The sequence below is a fragment of the Pseudomonas poae RE*1-1-14 genome (genome assembly GCF_000336465.1).
Lineage (GTDB): Bacteria > Pseudomonadota > Gammaproteobacteria > Pseudomonadales > Pseudomonadaceae > Aquipseudomonas > Aquipseudomonas poae.
Genome location: NC_020209.1, coordinates 1,319,268 through 1,336,776 on the forward strand (window position 1 = coordinate 1,319,268; position 17,509 = coordinate 1,336,776).

General features: G+C 60.7%; 15 protein-coding genes and 1 pseudogene. 9 read left to right on the top strand and 7 right to left on the bottom strand.

The window, feature by feature from the left end:
- Positions 1-41 precede the first annotated feature (41 nt).
- The 4 genes from tssI to H045_RS06110 are packed head-to-tail and all read left to right on the top strand — an operon-like array spanning position 42 to position 5,822.
- On the top strand, positions 42-2,054 hold the full coding sequence (tssI, locus tag H045_RS06095; protein ID WP_015371738.1) for a type VI secretion system tip protein TssI/VgrG: 2,013 nt from the start codon (positions 42-44) through the stop codon (positions 2,052-2,054).
- Complete coding sequence (locus H045_RS06100) at positions 2,054-2,890, top strand: DUF4123 domain-containing protein (protein ID WP_015371739.1); 837 nt, start codon at positions 2,054-2,056, stop codon at positions 2,888-2,890. Before tssI ends, H045_RS06100 begins: the two co-directional genes overlap by 1 nt.
- Positions 2,883-3,662 carry a hypothetical protein gene (locus H045_RS06105; RefSeq protein ID WP_015371740.1) on the top strand — a complete coding sequence of 260 codons (780 nt, stop codon included), beginning with the start codon at positions 2,883-2,885 and terminating at the stop codon, positions 3,660-3,662. Before H045_RS06100 ends, H045_RS06105 begins: the two co-directional genes overlap by 8 nt.
- A 15-nt stretch (positions 3,663-3,677) precedes the next feature.
- Positions 3,678-5,822: a lipase family protein gene (locus H045_RS06110; RefSeq protein ID WP_041931448.1), complete on the top strand. Its 2,145-nt coding sequence runs from the start codon at positions 3,678-3,680 to the stop codon at positions 5,820-5,822.
- 3 nt (positions 5,823-5,825) lie between these two features.
- Here the strand turns inward: H045_RS06110 and codA are convergent, their stop codons facing one another.
- From codA to H045_RS06135, 5 genes are all read right to left on the bottom strand, one after another.
- Positions 5,826-7,067: a cytosine deaminase gene (gene codA / locus H045_RS06115; protein ID WP_015371743.1), complete on the bottom strand. Its 1,242-nt coding sequence runs from the start codon at positions 7,065-7,067 to the stop codon at positions 5,826-5,828.
- A gap of 65 nt (positions 7,068-7,132) precedes the next feature.
- On the bottom strand, positions 7,133-8,401 hold the full coding sequence (gene codB / locus H045_RS06120; protein ID WP_015371744.1) for a cytosine permease: 1,269 nt from the start codon (positions 8,399-8,401) through the stop codon (positions 7,133-7,135).
- A 164-nt stretch (positions 8,402-8,565) separates the two neighbouring features.
- Positions 8,566-9,006, bottom strand: a complete 441-nt coding sequence (locus H045_RS06125; RefSeq protein ID WP_003237992.1) for a GNAT family N-acetyltransferase — start codon at positions 9,004-9,006, stop codon at positions 8,566-8,568.
- 84 nt (positions 9,007-9,090) lie between these two features.
- Positions 9,091-9,447 carry a 6-carboxytetrahydropterin synthase QueD gene (gene queD / locus H045_RS06130; protein WP_003237990.1) on the bottom strand — a complete coding sequence of 119 codons (357 nt, stop codon included), beginning with the start codon at positions 9,445-9,447 and terminating at the stop codon, positions 9,091-9,093.
- Between the two features lie 90 nt (positions 9,448-9,537).
- A complete protein-coding gene (locus tag H045_RS06135) occupies positions 9,538-10,617 on the bottom strand; it encodes a patatin-like phospholipase domain-containing protein (protein WP_015371745.1) in 1,080 nt (359 codons plus the stop codon).
- A 189-nt stretch (positions 10,618-10,806) separates the two neighbouring features.
- Here H045_RS06135 and H045_RS06140 point away from each other — a divergent pair, with 189 nt between their 5' ends.
- The 4 genes from H045_RS06140 to H045_RS06155 are packed head-to-tail and all read left to right on the top strand — an operon-like array spanning position 10,807 to position 13,404.
- Positions 10,807-11,109 (top strand): PepSY domain-containing protein, encoded by a 303-nt coding sequence (locus tag H045_RS06140; protein WP_032871482.1) that lies wholly within the window; start codon positions 10,807-10,809, stop codon positions 11,107-11,109.
- Positions 11,109-11,420, top strand: coding sequence for a PepSY domain-containing protein (locus H045_RS06145; RefSeq protein ID WP_003237980.1), 312 nt, complete (start codon positions 11,109-11,111; stop codon positions 11,418-11,420). The genes H045_RS06140 and H045_RS06145 overlap by 1 nt, the downstream gene beginning before the upstream one ends.
- Positions 11,420-12,088, top strand: a complete 669-nt coding sequence (locus H045_RS06150) for a response regulator transcription factor (protein WP_015371746.1) — start codon at positions 11,420-11,422, stop codon at positions 12,086-12,088. Before H045_RS06145 ends, H045_RS06150 begins: the two co-directional genes overlap by 1 nt.
- Positions 12,085-13,404: a sensor histidine kinase gene (locus tag H045_RS06155; protein ID WP_015371747.1), complete on the top strand. Its 1,320-nt coding sequence runs from the start codon at positions 12,085-12,087 to the stop codon at positions 13,402-13,404. Before H045_RS06150 ends, H045_RS06155 begins: the two co-directional genes overlap by 4 nt.
- Positions 13,405-13,727: 323 nt before the next feature.
- Here the strand turns inward: H045_RS06155 and H045_RS25730 are convergent, their stop codons facing one another.
- Complete coding sequence (locus H045_RS25730; protein WP_370671330.1) at positions 13,728-14,483, bottom strand: methyl-accepting chemotaxis protein; 756 nt, start codon at positions 14,481-14,483, stop codon at positions 13,728-13,730.
- A 150-nt stretch (positions 14,484-14,633) separates the two neighbouring features.
- A pseudogene (locus H045_RS25735) lies at positions 14,634-15,875 on the bottom strand (cache domain-containing protein); the annotation flags it as partial.
- A gap of 242 nt (positions 15,876-16,117) precedes the next feature.
- On the opposite strand from H045_RS25735, the gene H045_RS06165 reads away from it, so the two are divergent.
- Positions 16,118-17,437: a Na+/H+ antiporter family protein gene (locus H045_RS06165; protein ID WP_162276125.1), complete on the top strand. Its 1,320-nt coding sequence runs from the start codon at positions 16,118-16,120 to the stop codon at positions 17,435-17,437.
- The last annotated feature ends 72 nt before the right edge of the window (positions 17,438-17,509 follow it).

Below are 17,509 nucleotides of genomic sequence, written 5' to 3' on the forward strand. Positions count from 1 at the left end.
GAAGTATTTTCTATCAGGAAGTTGACTGGCGGTTACCTACGATGGCTGATGCGTTTGTTTCTTCACGGTTTAAATTAATCTTTTCAAGTCTGGATACAGACTTTCAAGTAGCGGCGTTCAAGGGCAGTGAGGCCATTGATCAGCCGTACTTCATTGAGGTGCAGTTAGTCAGCGAAAATCCCTCGATTGACCTGGAGGCCTTGCTTCACCAACCCGTCTTCCTTTTCCTGGGCGAAGTCGATGAAGGGCTGCATGGGCAGGTCTACAGCATCGGGCGCGATGACCGGGGTACGCGTCTCACGCGCTACCGCCTCACCCTGGCACCGCGCCTGGCGTGCCTGGCCCATCGCTGCGACCAGCGCATTTTCCAGCAGCGCAGCGTGCCGCAGATCATTGCAGCGGTGCTCGAACACCACGGCATCCTCGCCGACGCCTACGCGTTCGAACTTGGGCCGGTGGTGTATCCGCCGCGCACGTTCTGCGTGCAATACGCGGAAACAGACCTGCATTTTATCCAGAGGCTGTGCGAAGAAGAGGGCATCCACTTCCACTTTCGCCACACTGCGGACAATCACCTATTGGTGTTCGGTGATGACCAGACGGTGTTCCAGCACCTGCCCGCACAGCGTTACAGCGCGTCAGCCGACCCGCTGCCTCAGGGCGCTCGAGTGGTCCAGCGTTTCGACCGGCGGCTGGCGACACGCAGCCGGCAAACCGTACGCCGTGATCATGACTTCGAGCACCCTTCGTTGTGCCTGCAGAACACCGCCGGGGACGCGGGTGCACAACCCCATCAGGATTATCACTACCCCGCAGGTTTCACCAGCCGTGTACGGGGTTTGCAACTGGCGCGACGTGGCCTGGAGCGCCATCAAAGCGATCGGCATCGCGCACTTGGCAAAAGCGATCAGCCTGCGCTGCGCAGTGGTCACTTCCTCCCGTTGCAGGATCACTCCGACCCGGATTGCAACGATCTGTGGTTGCTCACGTCCGTGCACCATGAAGGTTACCAACCGCAGGTGCTGGAGGAGGCGGTATTCGAAGCAGGCAAGTTCCGTGGCTATCGCAACCGCTTCACCGCGACACCCTGGCGCGCCGTACACCGACCGGCCCTCAAACACCCCAAGCCAACCATCAACGGCAGTCAGACCGCAACGGTGACCGGGCCTGCCGGGGAGGATGTGCATTGCGATGCCTATGGTCGGGTAAAAGTCCGCTTTCATTGGGATCGCCTGGAAAAGAGCGACGACAAGAGCAGTTGCTGGGTGAGGGTGGCATCGGGATGGGCAGGTAATGGCTTCGGCGCAATGATGATTCCACGGGTGGGAATGGAAGTGCTGGTGACGTTCCTCGAGGGCGATCCAGACCGGCCACTTGTCAATGGATGCCTGCCCAATGCGTCGCACCTGCCCACCTATCCGTTGCCACAACACAAAACGCGCAGCGTATTGCGCAGTTGCAGTTCACCCGGCGGTGACGGCGCCAACGAGTTGCACCTCGAAGACCGGCGCGGCGAAGAACTGATCTTCCTGCGCGCTCAACGTGATCTGGAGCAACAGGTCGGTCACGACAGTCGGCTTGAGGTGGCCGGAGAGCGGCATGAAGTCATTCGCGGAGTAAACACGGTGCGCCTGGAAGACGAGGACCATCGCCATGTCGTTGGTGATCGCAAGGTGGTGCTGGAGGCGCACGACCACCTCAAGGTACATGGCGACAGCCTGACCCATGTTGGCCAGACCCTGGTGGTCGAGGCCGGGCAGCAACTGCACCTCAAGGCCGGAGCCAGCCTGGTGATCGATGCGGGTGCGCAACTGAGCCTGAAGGCGGGGGGAGAGCACCTGGTGATCCAGGCTGGGGGTATTTTCAGCAGCCGGCCCATCACTGCGGGCGGGGCGCCGTCCGTCACACGCTCGATCAGTGCTGCGCCGACAACTGCTCCGAGCATCTCCCCGGCACAGGATCAGATCATGCGCCTTGCTCGAAAACTGGACGCGGATTTCTGCCCACTGTGCGAGCGCTGCAGCGAAGGCCTGTGCGACATGAGGGCCGCCTGATGGAAAACCTGCCCAGTGAATGGATGGCCCGCCAACAACAGGCGGGGCGGCGTCTGTGCCTGATGCTCGAAGGAAACAACTGTGCGCGTCGGCCACTGCTGGCCGTGCGTGAACCGCTGAACTATCGCTGCCTTTACAGCGATACCGCTGCGGCGGAACTGGCGAACGCAGGTCCCGTGATCCTGCTGTTGGAGCATTTGAACGAGCCCGCTCTGGTCGACCTGCTGCAACGTCCCGAGGCTCATTGGGGCTGGCTGGGCAGCCTGCCCGATGAAGACCTGACCAGCGTGACGCGACATTGGCGCGAGCGTTTGCTCATGGGACCGGCGGGGAGTCAGGCGCTTTACCGCTTCCATGACAATCGCACCTTCGCCCGTGCCCTGGCTTGTCTGCCGAAAACGCACTGGCCGCCCTTTCTCGGTCCTCTGATCAGCGTGTGCTACTGGCATGAGGGCACTTGGCGCCAAGCTGAGAACCCCGCCCCTGGAGAATATCCGGTGCCTGACCCGGCCCCGTGGCTGGCCGTCCCAAACCCACAGGCTGAGGCGATCCTGCACGCCAACATCCTGCGCTATCTGTTGGCCGAACACAGCGAAAACCTCGTTGCGCTGTTTGAATTCCAGGACCCCAGAATCTGGCTGACGCAAGTACTGGAACAGGCACGTGCCTGGCAATGGCGGGGCACGGAACAGTTGGAGTTTCTGGTGGTGCGCAGGCTTGAGGAAGCGACCCGAGGCAGCGTTGTTCATTGGCAACCGATGACAGGCGAGGCGCCGCAAGAGCATTTTGAACGGCTAGCGGGGCAGTGGCACAGGGCGGGGCGCAGGGATGAGTAAGTGGTTGGGGGTGACGTTATTTGTCTGTGTGATGACAGGGCTCTATGGGTGTGCGGGGAGGGCGGCGGAGCGGTTTACGTTGGAGGTGGATTTGCCGGCCGGATTTTCTGCTCTAGGGGACGCTATTTATACACCTGCACCGGGTGAAACCTGCAAGCTGCCCAAAAGAACGGGTAAGCGGCCTGAGTTGAAAGTATTCAAGGCCGCCAGCAAGTCGGTGCCAAATAGAGTGAGTTTCGATGTGCCGCTGACGGAGAGCGTGGATGGTTGTGCCCTGGTAGTGCGCGAGCTTGTTTTCGCACTCAATGCCAGTTGGGGAATGCGTTGGTCGGATATTGGACGGGATTACGCAATCATTTATTTCCGCGATAACGATGAGCCCTGGACATCTCAGATGCCTGAGTCGGGAGTGCAGGAGCTTCCTGGGCAATGCCAGTGGGTATTTCGAACGGTCGGCTCTGCGCATGCCTTGATCAAGGGGCTGCGTTGCAGATCATTGGATGGAGGCGGCGAAATCACAACTAAGCGGCCAGGTGGATATGTAACGCGCGACACATTAGCCGGCCGGACGTTGAGGATGAAATTGGCACTCAGCGAGGAGGAATCACCCGCTGAAGGTGATAGCTGGATCAGCGTCCCGGGCGGTTGGAAGCGGTGTATGGGGAAAAACCAAGATGACGTGTTCGGCTTTTGTCGCGGCAATGTTACTGACTTCAAGACGTTCAAAATGCCTGATGGACGATTTTGCAGCGTTTATCCGACTTGTTATTGATCAAGGAGAACACTCATGGGACAGGATGCATGGAAGCAGCAATTCTTCAATGATCAGATGCCCGCTTGTGCATTGAGCGGAGACTGGTTGACTTTCTGCCTGGTTGATACGGCGGGGAATGGGAAAAGTTACGGTGGGTTGGCCTATACCATCAACGACAGTGCCGGTAGGCAACATCAAGGTCGTTTGAATGGAGAAGGCTTTGCCAGAGTTGAGGGTTTTTTCTGTGGCCCTGTAGTCTTGATGCTGGAGGACTCTTATTCAGGTAATGCAATGCCCTATCAACGGCTTATGACGCGAGCCGATTACGCACTGCCTATCACCGAGCTTCAAGTGCGAGCAGAGCAGGCACTGTTTCCTGATCAAGAAAATCTCCTTGTCGAACCTAGCCCCGCGCGAAAAAAAGCGGATCATTTCTATCAGGTCGAAGTCAGTGACTTGGTACGGCACAGTGCTCACCTGCCGCCAATATCGGGGAGTGCCAATCGTCCGATGCGGCATGCGCTCAAAATGATGGAACAGCTGGGTTTTGGCCCGCCAGAATTGTTCCTTGACGGGTTGGTGCTGTTTCCAAAGAAACTTACAGTGTTGGAGGTTCGCCCTCTGCGAGCGCTACGGCCTGTCATTTCTACGGCTGATCAATTTTGCGCGCTGAACCTTTACCAGTTAGCGCTAATGGCGACATTAAGCTATTGCGAGTTTGGTCAGGACCCTCCATCCGGTTCAGAAGAAACGGTCAGCTTCCCGCTCACCCCCAGTATTGGAAATGTGTTTGTAGAGCATCTGTCCTGCTACCGAGAAGCCTGGAAGTTCGACTCGGTGCAAGTGCAGCGGTTTTATCCAATGTATGAAAACGTGGCGTACTCCAGACGTTTTGAGATCTTGCCTTTTGATCCGAAGCTGTATGAGCGGAATCACTCCGCTGGTGAAAATCCGCAGCGGCTTCACTTTTTCAACGATGCTGAGTTCGGCACTGACACCCAAGCTTTTATCTGTCATCACGATGAAGTAGTGCTTGTCGCAGTGCGTGGCACGGCCAGCGGCGCGGATGCTTTGCGCGATGCAGATGCTCATCAAGTGCCATTTGTCGAAGGGGTTGGAAAAGCTCACCAAGGGTTTCATCAAGCATTTCAAGCCATGCATAACCATGTACTGGACTATCTATTCCGATTTCACAAAGACCAGCGCATTGTCATCTGTGGCCACAGTCTTGGTGGCGCAATTGCCCTGTTACTGGCCGAAGCCTTGCGCCGCAATGCCGACCGCGATTACAACCCACTCCTCTACACCTACGGCGCCCCCCGTGCCGCCGACTCCGAATTCGTCGCCGGTGCGTCCAGCCTGGTGCACCACCGCATCGTCAACCACAACGACCCCGTGCCCAGCGTCCCGGCGACATGGATGAACACCACCGCCAAGCTGTGGATTCCTGGTGCCGTCGCATTGTTCAGTGCCCCCGGCCCCGGCGGTTTGTTGTTCGCTGCCGGGCTGGTGCGCGTGGGCGGCAACCCCTATCAGCATCATGGTGAGCAACGGCATTTCATGCCGATCAAGCTGCCGGATGGCACGCAGTCTTCGGTGTTGTGGAAGCCCGGTTGTGAGTCCATTCAGGAGGCAGCCTGCAATCGCGCCCTGCAGCTGCAAGGCGACATGCCCGCTCGTGACAACTTGTTGAAACAGCTATTCCAAGCCAGCCAGCACTTCATGACTGCCAGCTACATACCGGCTGCCTGGGCCACCTTGCGTCGCTGGCAGCAGACCCTGGAAAGCCAGGGTACGTTGGTTACGCCAAGAGAGTTCGAATGGATCGACCGAGCACTTGAGCGTATGGGCCAGCAACTGCGTGACAAGAATCGCGAACTTGATCGGCGTCGGCCAACCAACCAGCGCAGTCACGCGCACTCGCACAGCCAGGCCTTGAGTGCCGAGATCGACCGGTTGCGCACCAGCCGCGAGCGCCTCCAGAGCTTGCGCTGGCGCCGCCTGGATGCGCGCGACGTCTATGGCAGCCATGCCGACGCGCCGCACCTGCAAGCCAGCCTCAAACGTTGGTTCAGCCATCGCGAGAACCGCGAATTGTCCCAGGTTGCCAGCATTCCGCCGCCCACTCTCGACGATCGAGGGAGGGCGCACACGCTGGATATCGATTCAATCGTCTAGCCCTCAGCGTGCAAAAAACTCCACCTGCGCGGGTTGGCGCTTCATAAGCACCTTGCCATTGCGGATCGAGTACAGCGGCAGGCCCTGGCTGCGAATCACCTCATAGTCGCTGTCTGCCGAAAGAATCAGCAGGTTGGCCGGTCGCCCAGGCGCGAGGCCGTACCGGTCACCCAGGGCCATGGCTTTGGCACTGTTGTCGGTGACCAGGTCGAGGGCACTTTGCAGGTTGCGGTAGCCGAGCATATGGCAGATATGCAGACCCGCTTCCAGTACGCGCAGGATGTTGCCGTTGCCCAGCGGGTACCACGGATCGACGATGGAGTCCTGGCCGAAGCACACGTTCATGCCGGCCTCCAGCAGTTCGTTGACGCGCGTGACGCCACGGCGTTTCGGGAAACTGTCGAAGCGCCCTTGCAGGTGGATGCTCTCGGTGGGGCAGGATACGAAGCTGATACCTGAATGCCCCAGCAGGCGGAACAGCTTGGCGCAGTAGGCATTGTCGTAGGAGCCCATGGCCGTGGTGTGGCTGGCGGTGACACGGGCACCCATGTCGCGGCTGCGCGCTTCTTCGGCGAGCACTTCGAGAAAGCGCGAGTGGGGGTCGTCGGTTTCGTCGCAATGCACGTCCACCAGGCAGCCAGTGCGCTCGGCCAGGTCCATGAGAAATTTCACCGAGCTTACGCCTTGGTCACGGGTGTACTCGAAGTGCGGTATGCCGCCGATCACATCGGCCCCCAGGCGAATGGCTTCTTCCATCAGCTCGCGGCCGTTGCGGTAGGACTCGATGCCTTCCTGGGGAAAGGCGACGATTTGCAGGTCGATCAAATGCGCGCTTTCCTCGCGCACCTGCAACATGGCCTTGAGCGCGGTGAGATCCGGATCGGTGACATCGACATGAGTGCGCACATGCTGGATGCCGTGGGCGGCCAGGGCCTGGATGGTCTTGTGGGCGCGGGTGCGGGTGTCTTCCTCGGTAATGGTGGCCTTGCGTTCGCCCCAGCACTCGATGCCTTCGAACAGCGTGCCGCTCATGTTCCAGCGTGGCTCGCCGGCCGTGAGGGTGGCATCGAGATGGATATGCGGTTCGACAAAGGGCGGTATCACCAGATGACCGGCGGCGTCCAGGTCGTCAGCCATCAACGCAGGCACGGCGGTCTGTGCAGTGATGCTGGCAATCCGGCCATTTTCCAGGTGCAGATCATGCAGGCCTTCACGGTTTCGCAGGCGGGCATTGATGATGTGCATGGGCAAGTTCCTCTTGGCTAAAAACAATCAGGCGGTCGACAGATTACCATCGGCGAGGGTAGGGCTCATGCCTGTGCGTCAGCCAATGGTTCGCGCACGCGCAGTACGGCAGTGAGCAGCATGTAGGTCAGGGAAGCGGCGACTATCCCCACCAGTGGCGCCACCCATGGCGAGCTGAACGCAAGCACTGTGCCGACGACATAGGCCGTCAATCCCGGCCAGTTGAAGGCGGGCAGGCGTGCAACGGCCAGGCGCGGGTAACGTCCACGATAGCGGTAGAAGAAATCCGCCATGATCACGCCGCCTATTGGGGGGATCACGGTGCCCAGCAGAATCAGGTACGGGACCAGCATGTCATACATGCCCAGCAAGGCCAGCAGGGTGCCGATCACTGCGCCCGTCAGGGTCACGGTCTTGCGGCGGCGAGTGCGTAACAGGTTGCAACCGGCCACGGCGAAGTTGTAAATGGTGTTGTCCTGAGTGCTCCAGATGTTGAGCAGCAACATGGCCATCGCTGCCATGGCAAAGCCTTGCAGCAGCAACACTTCCACCACGTCAGGTTGTTGATAGACGATGGCGCCGTAAGCGCCGATCAATACCATCAAGCCATTGCCGACAAAAAATCCGATCAGGCTGGCCAGCACCGCGACTCTGGCCGAGCGGGAAAATCGCGTCCAGTTGGTGGCCTGGGTCGCCCCGCTGACAAAGGTACCAAACACCAGGGTGATCGCCGTGGACAGGTTCAACTCACCCGTCGGCACCACCGCCAGCAGGCCATCGAGCCCGCCGACTTTTTCTGTTGCCACCCACATCGACAGGCACAACAGAATGCCCATCGCCGGCACCGCGATATACGACAGGATCTCAAGGCCGCGATACCCCACGTATGCCGTCGCGCAGAACATCAGTCCAAACAGCACCATCAGACCCAGCACGCTGCCCTGGCTCAATGCGAAATATTTGCCCAGTACCACGGCTGCCGTGGCGGTACCCCAGGCATACCAGCCGATCTGGGTAAAACCAAGGATCAGGTCGCTGAGCTTGCTGCCCATCTCGCCGAAGCAGAAGCGGCCCATCAGCACCGAGTTCAAGCCGCTCTTGAACGCGATGTAACCCAGGCCTGCGGCGTAGATGCCCAACAGCAGGTTACCCAGCGCCACGACACCGAGCATATCGACGAAGCTGAACGCCACACCCAGCTTGCCGCCGGCAAACATGGTCGCCGTAAAAAAGGTGAACCCCAGCAGCACCATTGCGGTGGACGCCAGGCCCTTGCGCGCATGCAGAGGGACTTCGCTGAGAGGGTAATCGTTGCCCGGTTCGTGCTGCGTCATGTGCCTTGCTCCCTGATGGTTGACGCCGGGGTTGTTGCACCGCGCGTGCCAAACCTGCAGGCGGTCAATGATCACTGCACCGCACTTTTAGCCATCTGAGAGAGCCTGTACTCACCCAGCGCGAAAGCGGTGCAGCGGTGAGACAAATTGGATCGCTCGGCGAGTCAGAGTTGTTTGCTCATATACACCCTGCGCAGACCGTTCTCGACGCAATGATGGGTTTTTACATAGCCTCTGCGAGTGTAGAGCGCGATATTCTCGGTCATGGCTTCATTGGTGTAGAGGATGATGTTCGAATAGCTCGAGTCAACAGCCTGCTGCTCGGCAAAGTCCATCAACTGCCGCCCGAATCCGAGGCCCTGGGCGTTCGGGTCGACGGCGAGGTTATCCAGCAAGAGCGCATTACTGGCCGCGACGAGGATGATAAAACCCTGAACCCGCCCGGCATTGTCCAGCACATGCACTCCGCCGCAGGCAACCCGTTGGTGATAGTCCTCCAGCATCGGGCCGGGTTTACGACCGATGCGCTCTATGTAAGGCGCGTAGGCGGCCTGGACAATCAGCTCAATGGCAGCGACATCGTGGGCGGTAGCGGTGCGTATCATTGTTGCGGGCTCCGTCGAAAAATGAGTCGCATGTGGTCGTGCACAAAAAAGCCACCCGCAGGTGGCTTTGCTTTCATCAACCGCTCACTCGCCGCGATAGATGCAACCGCTGGTGCAGGTCTCATGGATGCGGATCGCGCTGAGTTCCGGCAGCAGGGGTTTGAGTTCGGTCCAGATCCACTTGGCCAGCACTTCGCTGGTGGGGTTTTCCAGACCGGGAATATCGTTGAGGTAGTTGTGGTCGAGGCGTTCGTAGAGCGGCTTGAAAATCGCCTTGATCTCCGAGAAGTCACGAATCCAGCCGGTATGGGGATCCAGGTCGCCGCTCAGATGGATCGCCACCTTGAACGAATGCCCATGCAGGCGCCCGCATTTGTGGCCTTCGGGGACATGGGGCAGGCGGTGGGCGGATTCGAACGTAAACTCTTTGAAGATTTCCACGGTATTTTCAGCTCGGTCAGGTATCTGGCAGGCGGCGAGTTTAACAGCTTGACCCCGCACTGCGCACACCGTCCCTCGTGCAGTAGCGCATTAGAGAGCCAACAGCCGCTCGCCCAACCTGCCGTTATCCGCCAATTCCAGAAACTCATCCCCCAGCCGCCGGCTCTCGCTCATCGCGGTTTGCCAGTATTTGTGGCGGCTCGCGTCATCCCCCAGGAAGCGCTTGAAGTCGCTGCGGTCCGGTAGCTTGCCGTGGGGCAGGCGAGCGAGATAGTCCTTTGAGGGGGCCAGCAGCAACACATCCTGCAAACCTTGTTGACTGCTGCGGCGCCATGGCAGGCCCTTGTCGAACCAGCCGGGAATGACTCGGTCGGTGAAGTGCGGGTACAGCACGATGTCATCGCCGTGGTAGGGCAGGTCGAGGTGGTAATCCAGCAGGCCGCCGTCACGGTAGGTGCCTGCACCGGCGCCGGGCAGGTCGCGCACACCTTGCATTACCATGGGAATCGAGCCAGAGGCGAGCAGGGCCTGGCGCAGGTTGCCCACATCCAGCTCAATGAAGCGCGACGGGAAATCCTTCAAGGCATGCACCGGCGGCGCCTGGCGCGGGTCGTGAATGATCAGCCGCTCGAAATGCCGCGACAGCCGTGCGCGAGCGCGCAGGTTGTCGGCAATCACCGACGACAGGCCCAGACCCAGCCGTCCCCGGTGGTCATCGACGAGCAGGCCGTGGCTCTTGACCACCATGATGTTCAGCCGATAGTCGGGGTTGTCCAGCACCTGGGCATCGCGGCCGGCCAGCAGGTCGTCGAGCATGCGCTGGCAACTGCGGGTGACCTCGGCCATGGTCACGCCTTTGGCAAAGCGTTGTTCGTTATACAGGCGGCCGAGGTCGAGCAGGCCTTGCACCGGGTCGGGCAAGCAGGCACTGGCAAACCGCCAGGAACCGATGGACGCGCCGATCAGTGCGCGCTCACGGGGTGCACGGCGCAGCCAGTCGCCGAACAGCGCCAGGTCCAGGCCCTGGATGCCCAGGGCCTTGGGGCCGCCAGCCGCGCCCGGCAGAATGCCGACCTCGGCAGGCGCGAGGCCTTGCTCACGAATACGGGTGAACGCACGTTTGCCGGCCTTGAGGGTCAGGGCGCAAAACTTGACATGAATAGCGGCCATACACGTCTCAAACTGAAGGAGCGGGTTCGCTCGAGAAAAACGTCAACGATAACGCGTGTATGAGGAATAAACAGAGTATCAACAGGAATTTTCTTATTGAAAATTGCCATGGTGGCAATTCAGTTTGAGTTAAGTTGCGGCGCGTACCTTCGCAGATGTAGGAAAAACATCCTGAAACGGAGACTCATCATGAAGCGCCTCACAGCGCTGGTCGCCGCCGGTATCATCGCTGCGTTTGCGGTGCAGGCGTGGGCAGTGAACCCCGACAAACCACCGAATGTGCCCGGCGCTGTTACCATTGTCGCCTTCGATCAGCTCGAGGCCACGGCGCTGGCTTTGCATCCGGGTTCGACCCTGCTGGACACCGACCTGGACGAGCACTACGGCAGGTACATCTATGAGGTCGAGCTCGAGGATGCCCATGGCGTCGAGTGGGACGTTGAACTGGACGCGCTCTCCGGGCATGTTCTCAAGAATCATCAGGATACGTAATGACGGTATATCGACGCGTCGCGAGTCTGGCAGTGCTGGTGCTCCTGGCCTTCTGCTCAAGCCTGGCCGCCCGCGACCTCAACCAGGACGAAGCCTTGGCGCTGCGCCAGCAGGGAGTGATCCTGCCGCTGGAGCAACTGCTGCAGCAGGCCATGGCGCGGCATCCCGGGTCCAGGCTGCTTGAAGCGGAGCTTGAGAAAAAGCACGGCGAGTACGCATATGAAGTCGAACTGGTGACGACAGAAGGCGTGGTGCGCGAAATCAAACTCGACGCCACCACCGGTGTGCTGATCAAGGATAAGGAAGACTGATGCGCCTGCTATTGGTGGAAGACAACGTACCGCTGGCCGATGAGCTGCTCGCCGGCCTGCAGCGTCAGGGTTACGCGGTCGATTGGCTAGCCGATGGGCGCGACGCCGTGTATCAAGGCCGCAGCGAACCTTACGACCTGATCATCCTCGACCTTGGCCTGCCGGGCCTGCCCGGGCTCGACGTATTGGCGCAATGGCGCGCAGCGACGCTGGCCACCCCAGTGCTGATTCTCACCGCCCGCGACTCCTGGGCCGAACGTATCGAAGGGCTCAAGGCCGGCGCCGACGATTACCTGAGCAAACCCTTTCACCCCGAAGAACTGCACCTGCGCATCCAGGCGCTGTTGCGCCGCTCCCATGGGCACGCGAACCAGCCGACCCTGCAAGCGGCCGGTCTGCACCTGGATGAAGGACGCCAGTGCGTGCTGCGCGACGGCGAGGAAATCCAGCTGACCGCTGCGGAATTTCGTCTGCTGCGCTATTTCATGCTGCACCCGGAGCAGATCCTGTCGAAAAGCCATCTGGCCGAGCATCTGTACGACGGTGAGACGGAGCGCGACTCCAACGTGCTGGAAGTGCATGTCAATCATCTGCGACGCAAACTGGGACGCAGCGTGATCGAAACCCGGCGCGGCCAGGGTTACCGGTTTGGCGCCAGCCCTGCATGAGGTCGATCCAGCGGCGCCTGAGCCTGGGGTTGATCAGCGTGATGGTGATCGTCGGCGTGGTGCTGGCGCAAACCAGCCTGTGGTTGTTCGAGGCCGGATTGCAGCGCTACCTGGAAGCCGGTCTGCGCAACGACAGCGAGAACCTGCTAGTGGCGCTGGTACGCGGGCCGGGCGGTGTGCAACTCGATGAACAGCGCTTGTCGCCGGCCTACCAGCGGCCGTTTTCGGGGCATTATTTCCGTATCGATTTTGCCGACACCCACTGGCGCTCCCGGTCACTGTGGGATCAGGAACTGCCCAGGCTGCCCGAAGCCGGTCTCAAGGGCAACTTGCAACTGGGTCCGGAAGGTCAGCAACTGCTGGTGTTGCGTTCGGATTACAAACGTTTTGGCCAGTCGATTTCCATCAGCGTGGCCCAGGATTACACGCCGGTACGCGAAAGCTTTCGCCTGATGCGTCAGATTGGTCTTGTAATGGGGCTGGCAGCCTTGTTGCTGGTGCTGGTGCTGCAGCGAGTCACGGTGCGTCGCGCCTTGCGGCCGCTGGAAACCGCACGCAACCAGATCGCCCAGTTGCAACAGGGCCAGCGCTCGCAACTGGACACCCATGTGCCGCTGGAGCTGGAGCCGCTGGTGGCGCAGATCAACCACCTGCTGGCCCACACTGAAGACAGCCTCAAGCGCTCACGCAATGCCCTGGGCAACCTTGGCCACGCGTTGAAAACACCGTTGGCCGTGATGCTGAGTGCGGCGTCGAGCGAGGCGCTCAAGGAGCACCCGCAGTTAAGCAGGCTGCTGCGCGACCAGCTCGAACAGGTGCAACAACGCCTCAACCGTGAACTCAACCGCGCTCGGTTGGCCGGCGAGACCCTGCCGGGGGCGTTGTTTGACTGTGAACAAGAGCTGCCGGGCCTGCTCGCCACCTTGAACATGATCCACGGCGAACACCTGGACCTGAGTTATCACGTCGCCCCCGGCCTGCAACTGCCGTGGGACCGCGAAGATTTGCTGGAGCTGCTCGGCAACCTGCTGGACAACGCCTGCAAGTGGGCGGATGCCGACGTACGGCTGACGATCAGCGAGACTGAAAAGACGTACCTGCTGGCAGTGGAAGATGACGGTCCAGGCATTCCCGAGGACCAGCGCCAGCAAGTGCTGAGCCGTGGCACTCGCCTGGACGAACAGATTGACGGCCACGGCCTGGGGTTGGGCATCGTGCGTGACATCGCCGAGGTGTGGGGCGGGATGCTGCAGTTGCAGGAATCCGAATTGGGTGGCCTGAAGGTATTGATCGAGCTGCCCAAACGCCATGCCTGAGCGGTCGAAAACCAATATGTGGGTGAGGGAACAAGCTTTCACCCCGAAGTATTGACTGCGTACGCGTTATTTCAGGCGACCTCATCCCTGTGGCGAGCGGGCTTGTTGTGGCGAGCGGGCTTGCCCCGCGTTGGGGTGCGAAGCGCCCCCAATCCAGCAAAACGCGGTGTACCTGATACGGCTCAGCGCCTGGATTTGGGGCTGCTGCGCAGCCCAACGCAGGACAAGCCTGCTCGCCACAGGGAATCTGCGCTTAACTGAACGGCATTGGGGCAAGCGGGCTTGCCGCGGAGGCTGCTGGTGCAGCCGCCACTTCCTGAGGCTTACACCCTGAATTGATCCATCAACCCCTGCTGCTGATTAGCCAGGCTGTTCAACGCCTGGCTCACTCGGGCCGACTCATTGGCCTGCTCCGACAAGGATTCGGTCACATCCCGGATCGTTGCCACGTTGCTGTTGATCTCCTCGGCCACCGCGCTTTGTTCTTCTGCGGCGCTGGCGATCTGCAGGTTCATGTCGCTGATCACCGTGACCGCCTCGCCAATCTGACGCAACGCGGTCACTGCCTGGCCGACCTGTTCGACGCTGCCTTGGGCCTGGCGATAGCTGCTGCCCATGGCGCCCACCACGGTTTCAGTGCCGTCTTGCAACTGTTCGATCACCTGGCGGGTTTCCTCCACCGACTCCTGAGTGCGTCGCGCCAGGTTGCGCACTTCATCGGCCACCACTGCAAAGCCGCGACCGGCCTCACCGGCGCGGGCGGCCTCGATGGCTGCGTTCAGCGCCAGCAGGTTGGTCTGCTCGGCAATGGCGCGAATCACTTCCAGCACTGAACCGATTTTTTCGCTATTGACGGCCAAGCCTTCGACCTGAGTCATCGTGGCGCTCATGCCGGCGGCAAGCTCACCGATATTGCGCGTGGTGCGGTCGATCACCGTCAAGCCATCGCGGGTCGCCTGGTCGGCATCGCGTGCAGCTTGCGCAGCCTGGGCGGCGCTGCTGGCCACGTCCTGCGCGGTGGCGCTCATCTCATGGGAGGCGGTGGCCACCTGGTCGACCTGGCGATACTGCTGCTCCATACCGGCGCTGGTCTGGGTGGCAATCGCGGCGGATTGATCAGCGGTGCCGCGAGCGTCCTGCACCGAGCGTTTGACCTCGGCAATAATCGGTTGCAGCTTGTCGAGGAAACGATTGAACCAGCCGGCCAGTTGCCCCAGCTCATCGTGTTTGGCGTAGGCGAGGCGGCGGGTCAGGTCGCCTTCGCCGCTGGCGATATCCTCCAGCATGCGTGCCACGCCGAGGATCGGCCGCGTCACGCTGCGAGCCATCAGCCACACCAGCATCAAGCCGAGTATGGCGGCCAGCAGGCCCAGGCTCAGCTCCAGCCAGGTGCCGCGGGCGTTGTCGGCATCCAACTGTGCCTTCAGCGCTTCGGCCGGGCCCATCAGGATTTTTTCCGGCACATCCAGCAACACGCCCCAGGGTTTGCCGTCTGGAATGGGGGTGAACGGCGCGAGCACTTTCAGTTGATGGTCGGCGCGCAGGCTCTGCACCCGGGTGCTACCGGCGAGTGCGCTGATCAGTTGCGCGCCGCTGGTACGGTCGACCTGGTCCAGACGCTGGCTGAGTTTGCTCGCATCCGCGCTGTAGCCGGCGAGCAAACCGGTGGCGCTGAGGATGCTGACCTGGGTCTGGCCGTCATACAGCTTCTGGCTGGCCTGCTGGCTCACCGCCTGCAGGCTGTTGAGGTTGATGTCCACCGACAGTGAAGCGACGACCTTGCCATCGACCAGCAGCGGGAACACGATGCTGGTCATCAGCACATTCTGCCCGTCGATCACATAAAAATACGGCTCGATCACGCAAGGTTTAAGGGTGGCGCGTGGGCATGTGAACCAGGCGTTGGCGTTCTCCCCGCTGGGACCGACGGAAACGTCGGCCATGTCGCTTTCAGGTAGCGCCATCGAGGTGATCTTGCCCGGCGTCGGTTGCGACCAGTACAGCGCGAAACGTCCCTTTTCATTGCTGCCCAGTTCGGCCTGGTTGGCGAAGAGCTCATCCTTGCCATCCAGTGCATTGCTCTCGAACACCAGGGACAGGCCGAGCAGATCGGGGTTGGCCTGCAATGCGGCCTTGACCTGGCGGGTCAGGTCTTCGCGGGTATCAAAGGCGTCGAGAAAACGTTTTTCGGCCTGCTCGCGCAAGAACAACACCTGACGCGCGAAACCGTGGCCGTACTGATAGGCGTCCATGAACTGCCGACGAATGCTCAGTGCCTGCCCTTCACCCTGAGCCTCGATGCGAGCCTGGGCCGCCTCGTCGAGCATTTGCATGCTGGCAGCCTTGACCTGTGCCGAACTGTGTTCCATGCGATACAGCGACAGGCCCACGAGCAGGGTGACGATGCCCAGCAGGCACAAGCCGGCGAGCAGGGTGATTTTCCATTGAATGGACAACTGTCTAAGGGACATCAAAAAGCATCCTTAACCGAAAGGCACAGAGAACTACTGTGTCGGCTGCGGTGAGCGCTTCTTTATTCAATCGATCAATCAAAACCTGAAAACGGCGCCGTTTTTTGACATGCGGCTCCGCCTGCTGCAAAGTGCGCGGCCTCTAACAAGACCTCCTTGACGCCTGTTCGCCGGCCGCCCTATTCATTGGCTGCGCGCGCGGGCATGCCTGTCTTTTTATGTTTCTGCCTGAGGTAACCATGATTAACGCAGTCATCGCCGCGGTCGGCACAATGCTGGTGCTCAGCCTGTCCCGCGTGCATGTGGTCATCGCCATCATCATTGGCGCCCTGGTGGGTGGCTTGACCGGTGGCCTGGGCATCGAGGCCACGCTTCAGGCGTTCAACGGCGGTTTGGGTGGCGGTGCGACCGTGGCCTTGTCCTACGCTTTGCTCGGCGCTTTCGCGGTGGCGATTGCCAAATCCGGCCTGGCCCATGCGCTGGCGGACAAGGCGCTGATGCTGGTCGACCGCCAGGACGCCACCGGTGGCAGCCACGTCAAATGGTTGCTGATCGGCCTGCTGTGGGGGGTGGCGATTGCCTCGCAGAACATCCTGCCGATCCATATCGCGTTCATTCCGTTGTTGGTTCCTCCGTTGCTGTACGTGCTGACCAAGCTGCAACTGGACCGCCGCCTGATCGCCTGCGTGATGACCTTCGGCCTGATCACGCCGTACATGTTCCTGCCGGTGGGCTTCGGCAATATTTTCCTCAACCAGATCCTGCTTGCCAATGTGGCCAAGAGCGGCGTGGACATAAGCCAGGTCAACGTCACCCACGCCATGGGCCTGCCGGCAATGGGCATGGTGGTCGGCCTGCTGGTGGCGGTGTTTGTCAGCTACCGCAAAAAGCGCGTGTACGATCTCAAGAAAATCGAGCGCGTCGAGCAGGTGGCCGTGCAGTACAACCCGCTGACCCTGCTGGTGGCCGGGCTGGCGATTGCCTCGGCGTTCATCATTCAGTTGTGGCTGGACTCGATGATCATCGGCGCGTTGGCCGGGTTCCTGATTTTCTCGGTATCGGGCATCGTGCGCTGGCGCGAAACCGATGATCTGTTCACCGAAGGCATGAAGATGATGGCAATGATCGGCTTCATCATGATCGCCTCGTCGGGCTTTGCCGAAGTTCTCAAGGCCACCGGTGACGTGCGCTCGCTGGTGGAAGCTTCGGCGGCGTTCATTGGCCACAGCCGTGGCGTGGGAGCGTTGTTGATGCTGCTGGTGGGCCTGCTGGTGACCATGGGCATCGGTTCGTCGTTTTCCACGGTGCCGATTCTCGCGGCGATCTTCGTGCCGCTGTGCGTGCAGCTGGGCTTCAGCCCGCTGGCTATCGTGTGCATCGTCGGCACGGCTGGGGCGCTGGGCGATGCCGGTTCGCCGGCCTCCGATTCTACCCTCGGCCCAACCTCGGGCCTGAACATCGACGGCCAGCATCACCATATCTGGGACACCGTGGTGCCGACTTTTCTGCACTACAACATCCCGTTGCTGGCCTTTGGCTGGGTCGCGGCGATGACCCTCTGAGACGAACGCCGCTCTCTACCGTTTTACAACGGCTACGCTCAGCGCAACAAAGATGGCACTCGCAGGATTCGC

Coding starts and splice junctions, on each gene's coding strand:
- tssI (WP_015371738.1), top strand. CDS start 42: ATGGCTGATGCGTTTGTTTCTTCACGGTTTAAATTAATCTTTTCAAGT.
- H045_RS06100 (WP_015371739.1), top strand. CDS start 2,054: ATGGAAAACCTGCCCAGTGAATGGATGGCCCGCCAACAACAGGCGGGG.
- H045_RS06105 (WP_015371740.1), top strand. CDS start 2,883: ATGAGTAAGTGGTTGGGGGTGACGTTATTTGTCTGTGTGATGACAGGG.
- H045_RS06110 (WP_041931448.1), top strand. CDS start 3,678: ATGGGACAGGATGCATGGAAGCAGCAATTCTTCAATGATCAGATGCCC.
- codA (WP_015371743.1), bottom strand. CDS start 7,067: ATGCACATCATCAATGCCCGCCTGCGAAACCGTGAAGGCCTGCATGAT.
- codB (WP_015371744.1), bottom strand. CDS start 8,401: ATGACGCAGCACGAACCGGGCAACGATTACCCTCTCAGCGAAGTCCCT.
- H045_RS06125 (WP_003237992.1), bottom strand. CDS start 9,006: ATGATACGCACCGCTACCGCCCACGATGTCGCTGCCATTGAGCTGATT.
- H045_RS06135 (WP_015371745.1), bottom strand. CDS start 10,617: ATGGCCGCTATTCATGTCAAGTTTTGCGCCCTGACCCTCAAGGCCGGC.
- H045_RS06140 (WP_032871482.1), top strand. CDS start 10,807: ATGAAGCGCCTCACAGCGCTGGTCGCCGCCGGTATCATCGCTGCGTTT.
- H045_RS06145 (WP_003237980.1), top strand. CDS start 11,109: ATGACGGTATATCGACGCGTCGCGAGTCTGGCAGTGCTGGTGCTCCTG.
- H045_RS06150 (WP_015371746.1), top strand. CDS start 11,420: ATGCGCCTGCTATTGGTGGAAGACAACGTACCGCTGGCCGATGAGCTG.
- H045_RS06155 (WP_015371747.1), top strand. CDS start 12,085: ATGAGGTCGATCCAGCGGCGCCTGAGCCTGGGGTTGATCAGCGTGATG.
- H045_RS25730 (WP_370671330.1), bottom strand. CDS start 14,483: ATGGAGCAGCAGTATCGCCAGGTCGACCAGGTGGCCACCGCCTCCCAT.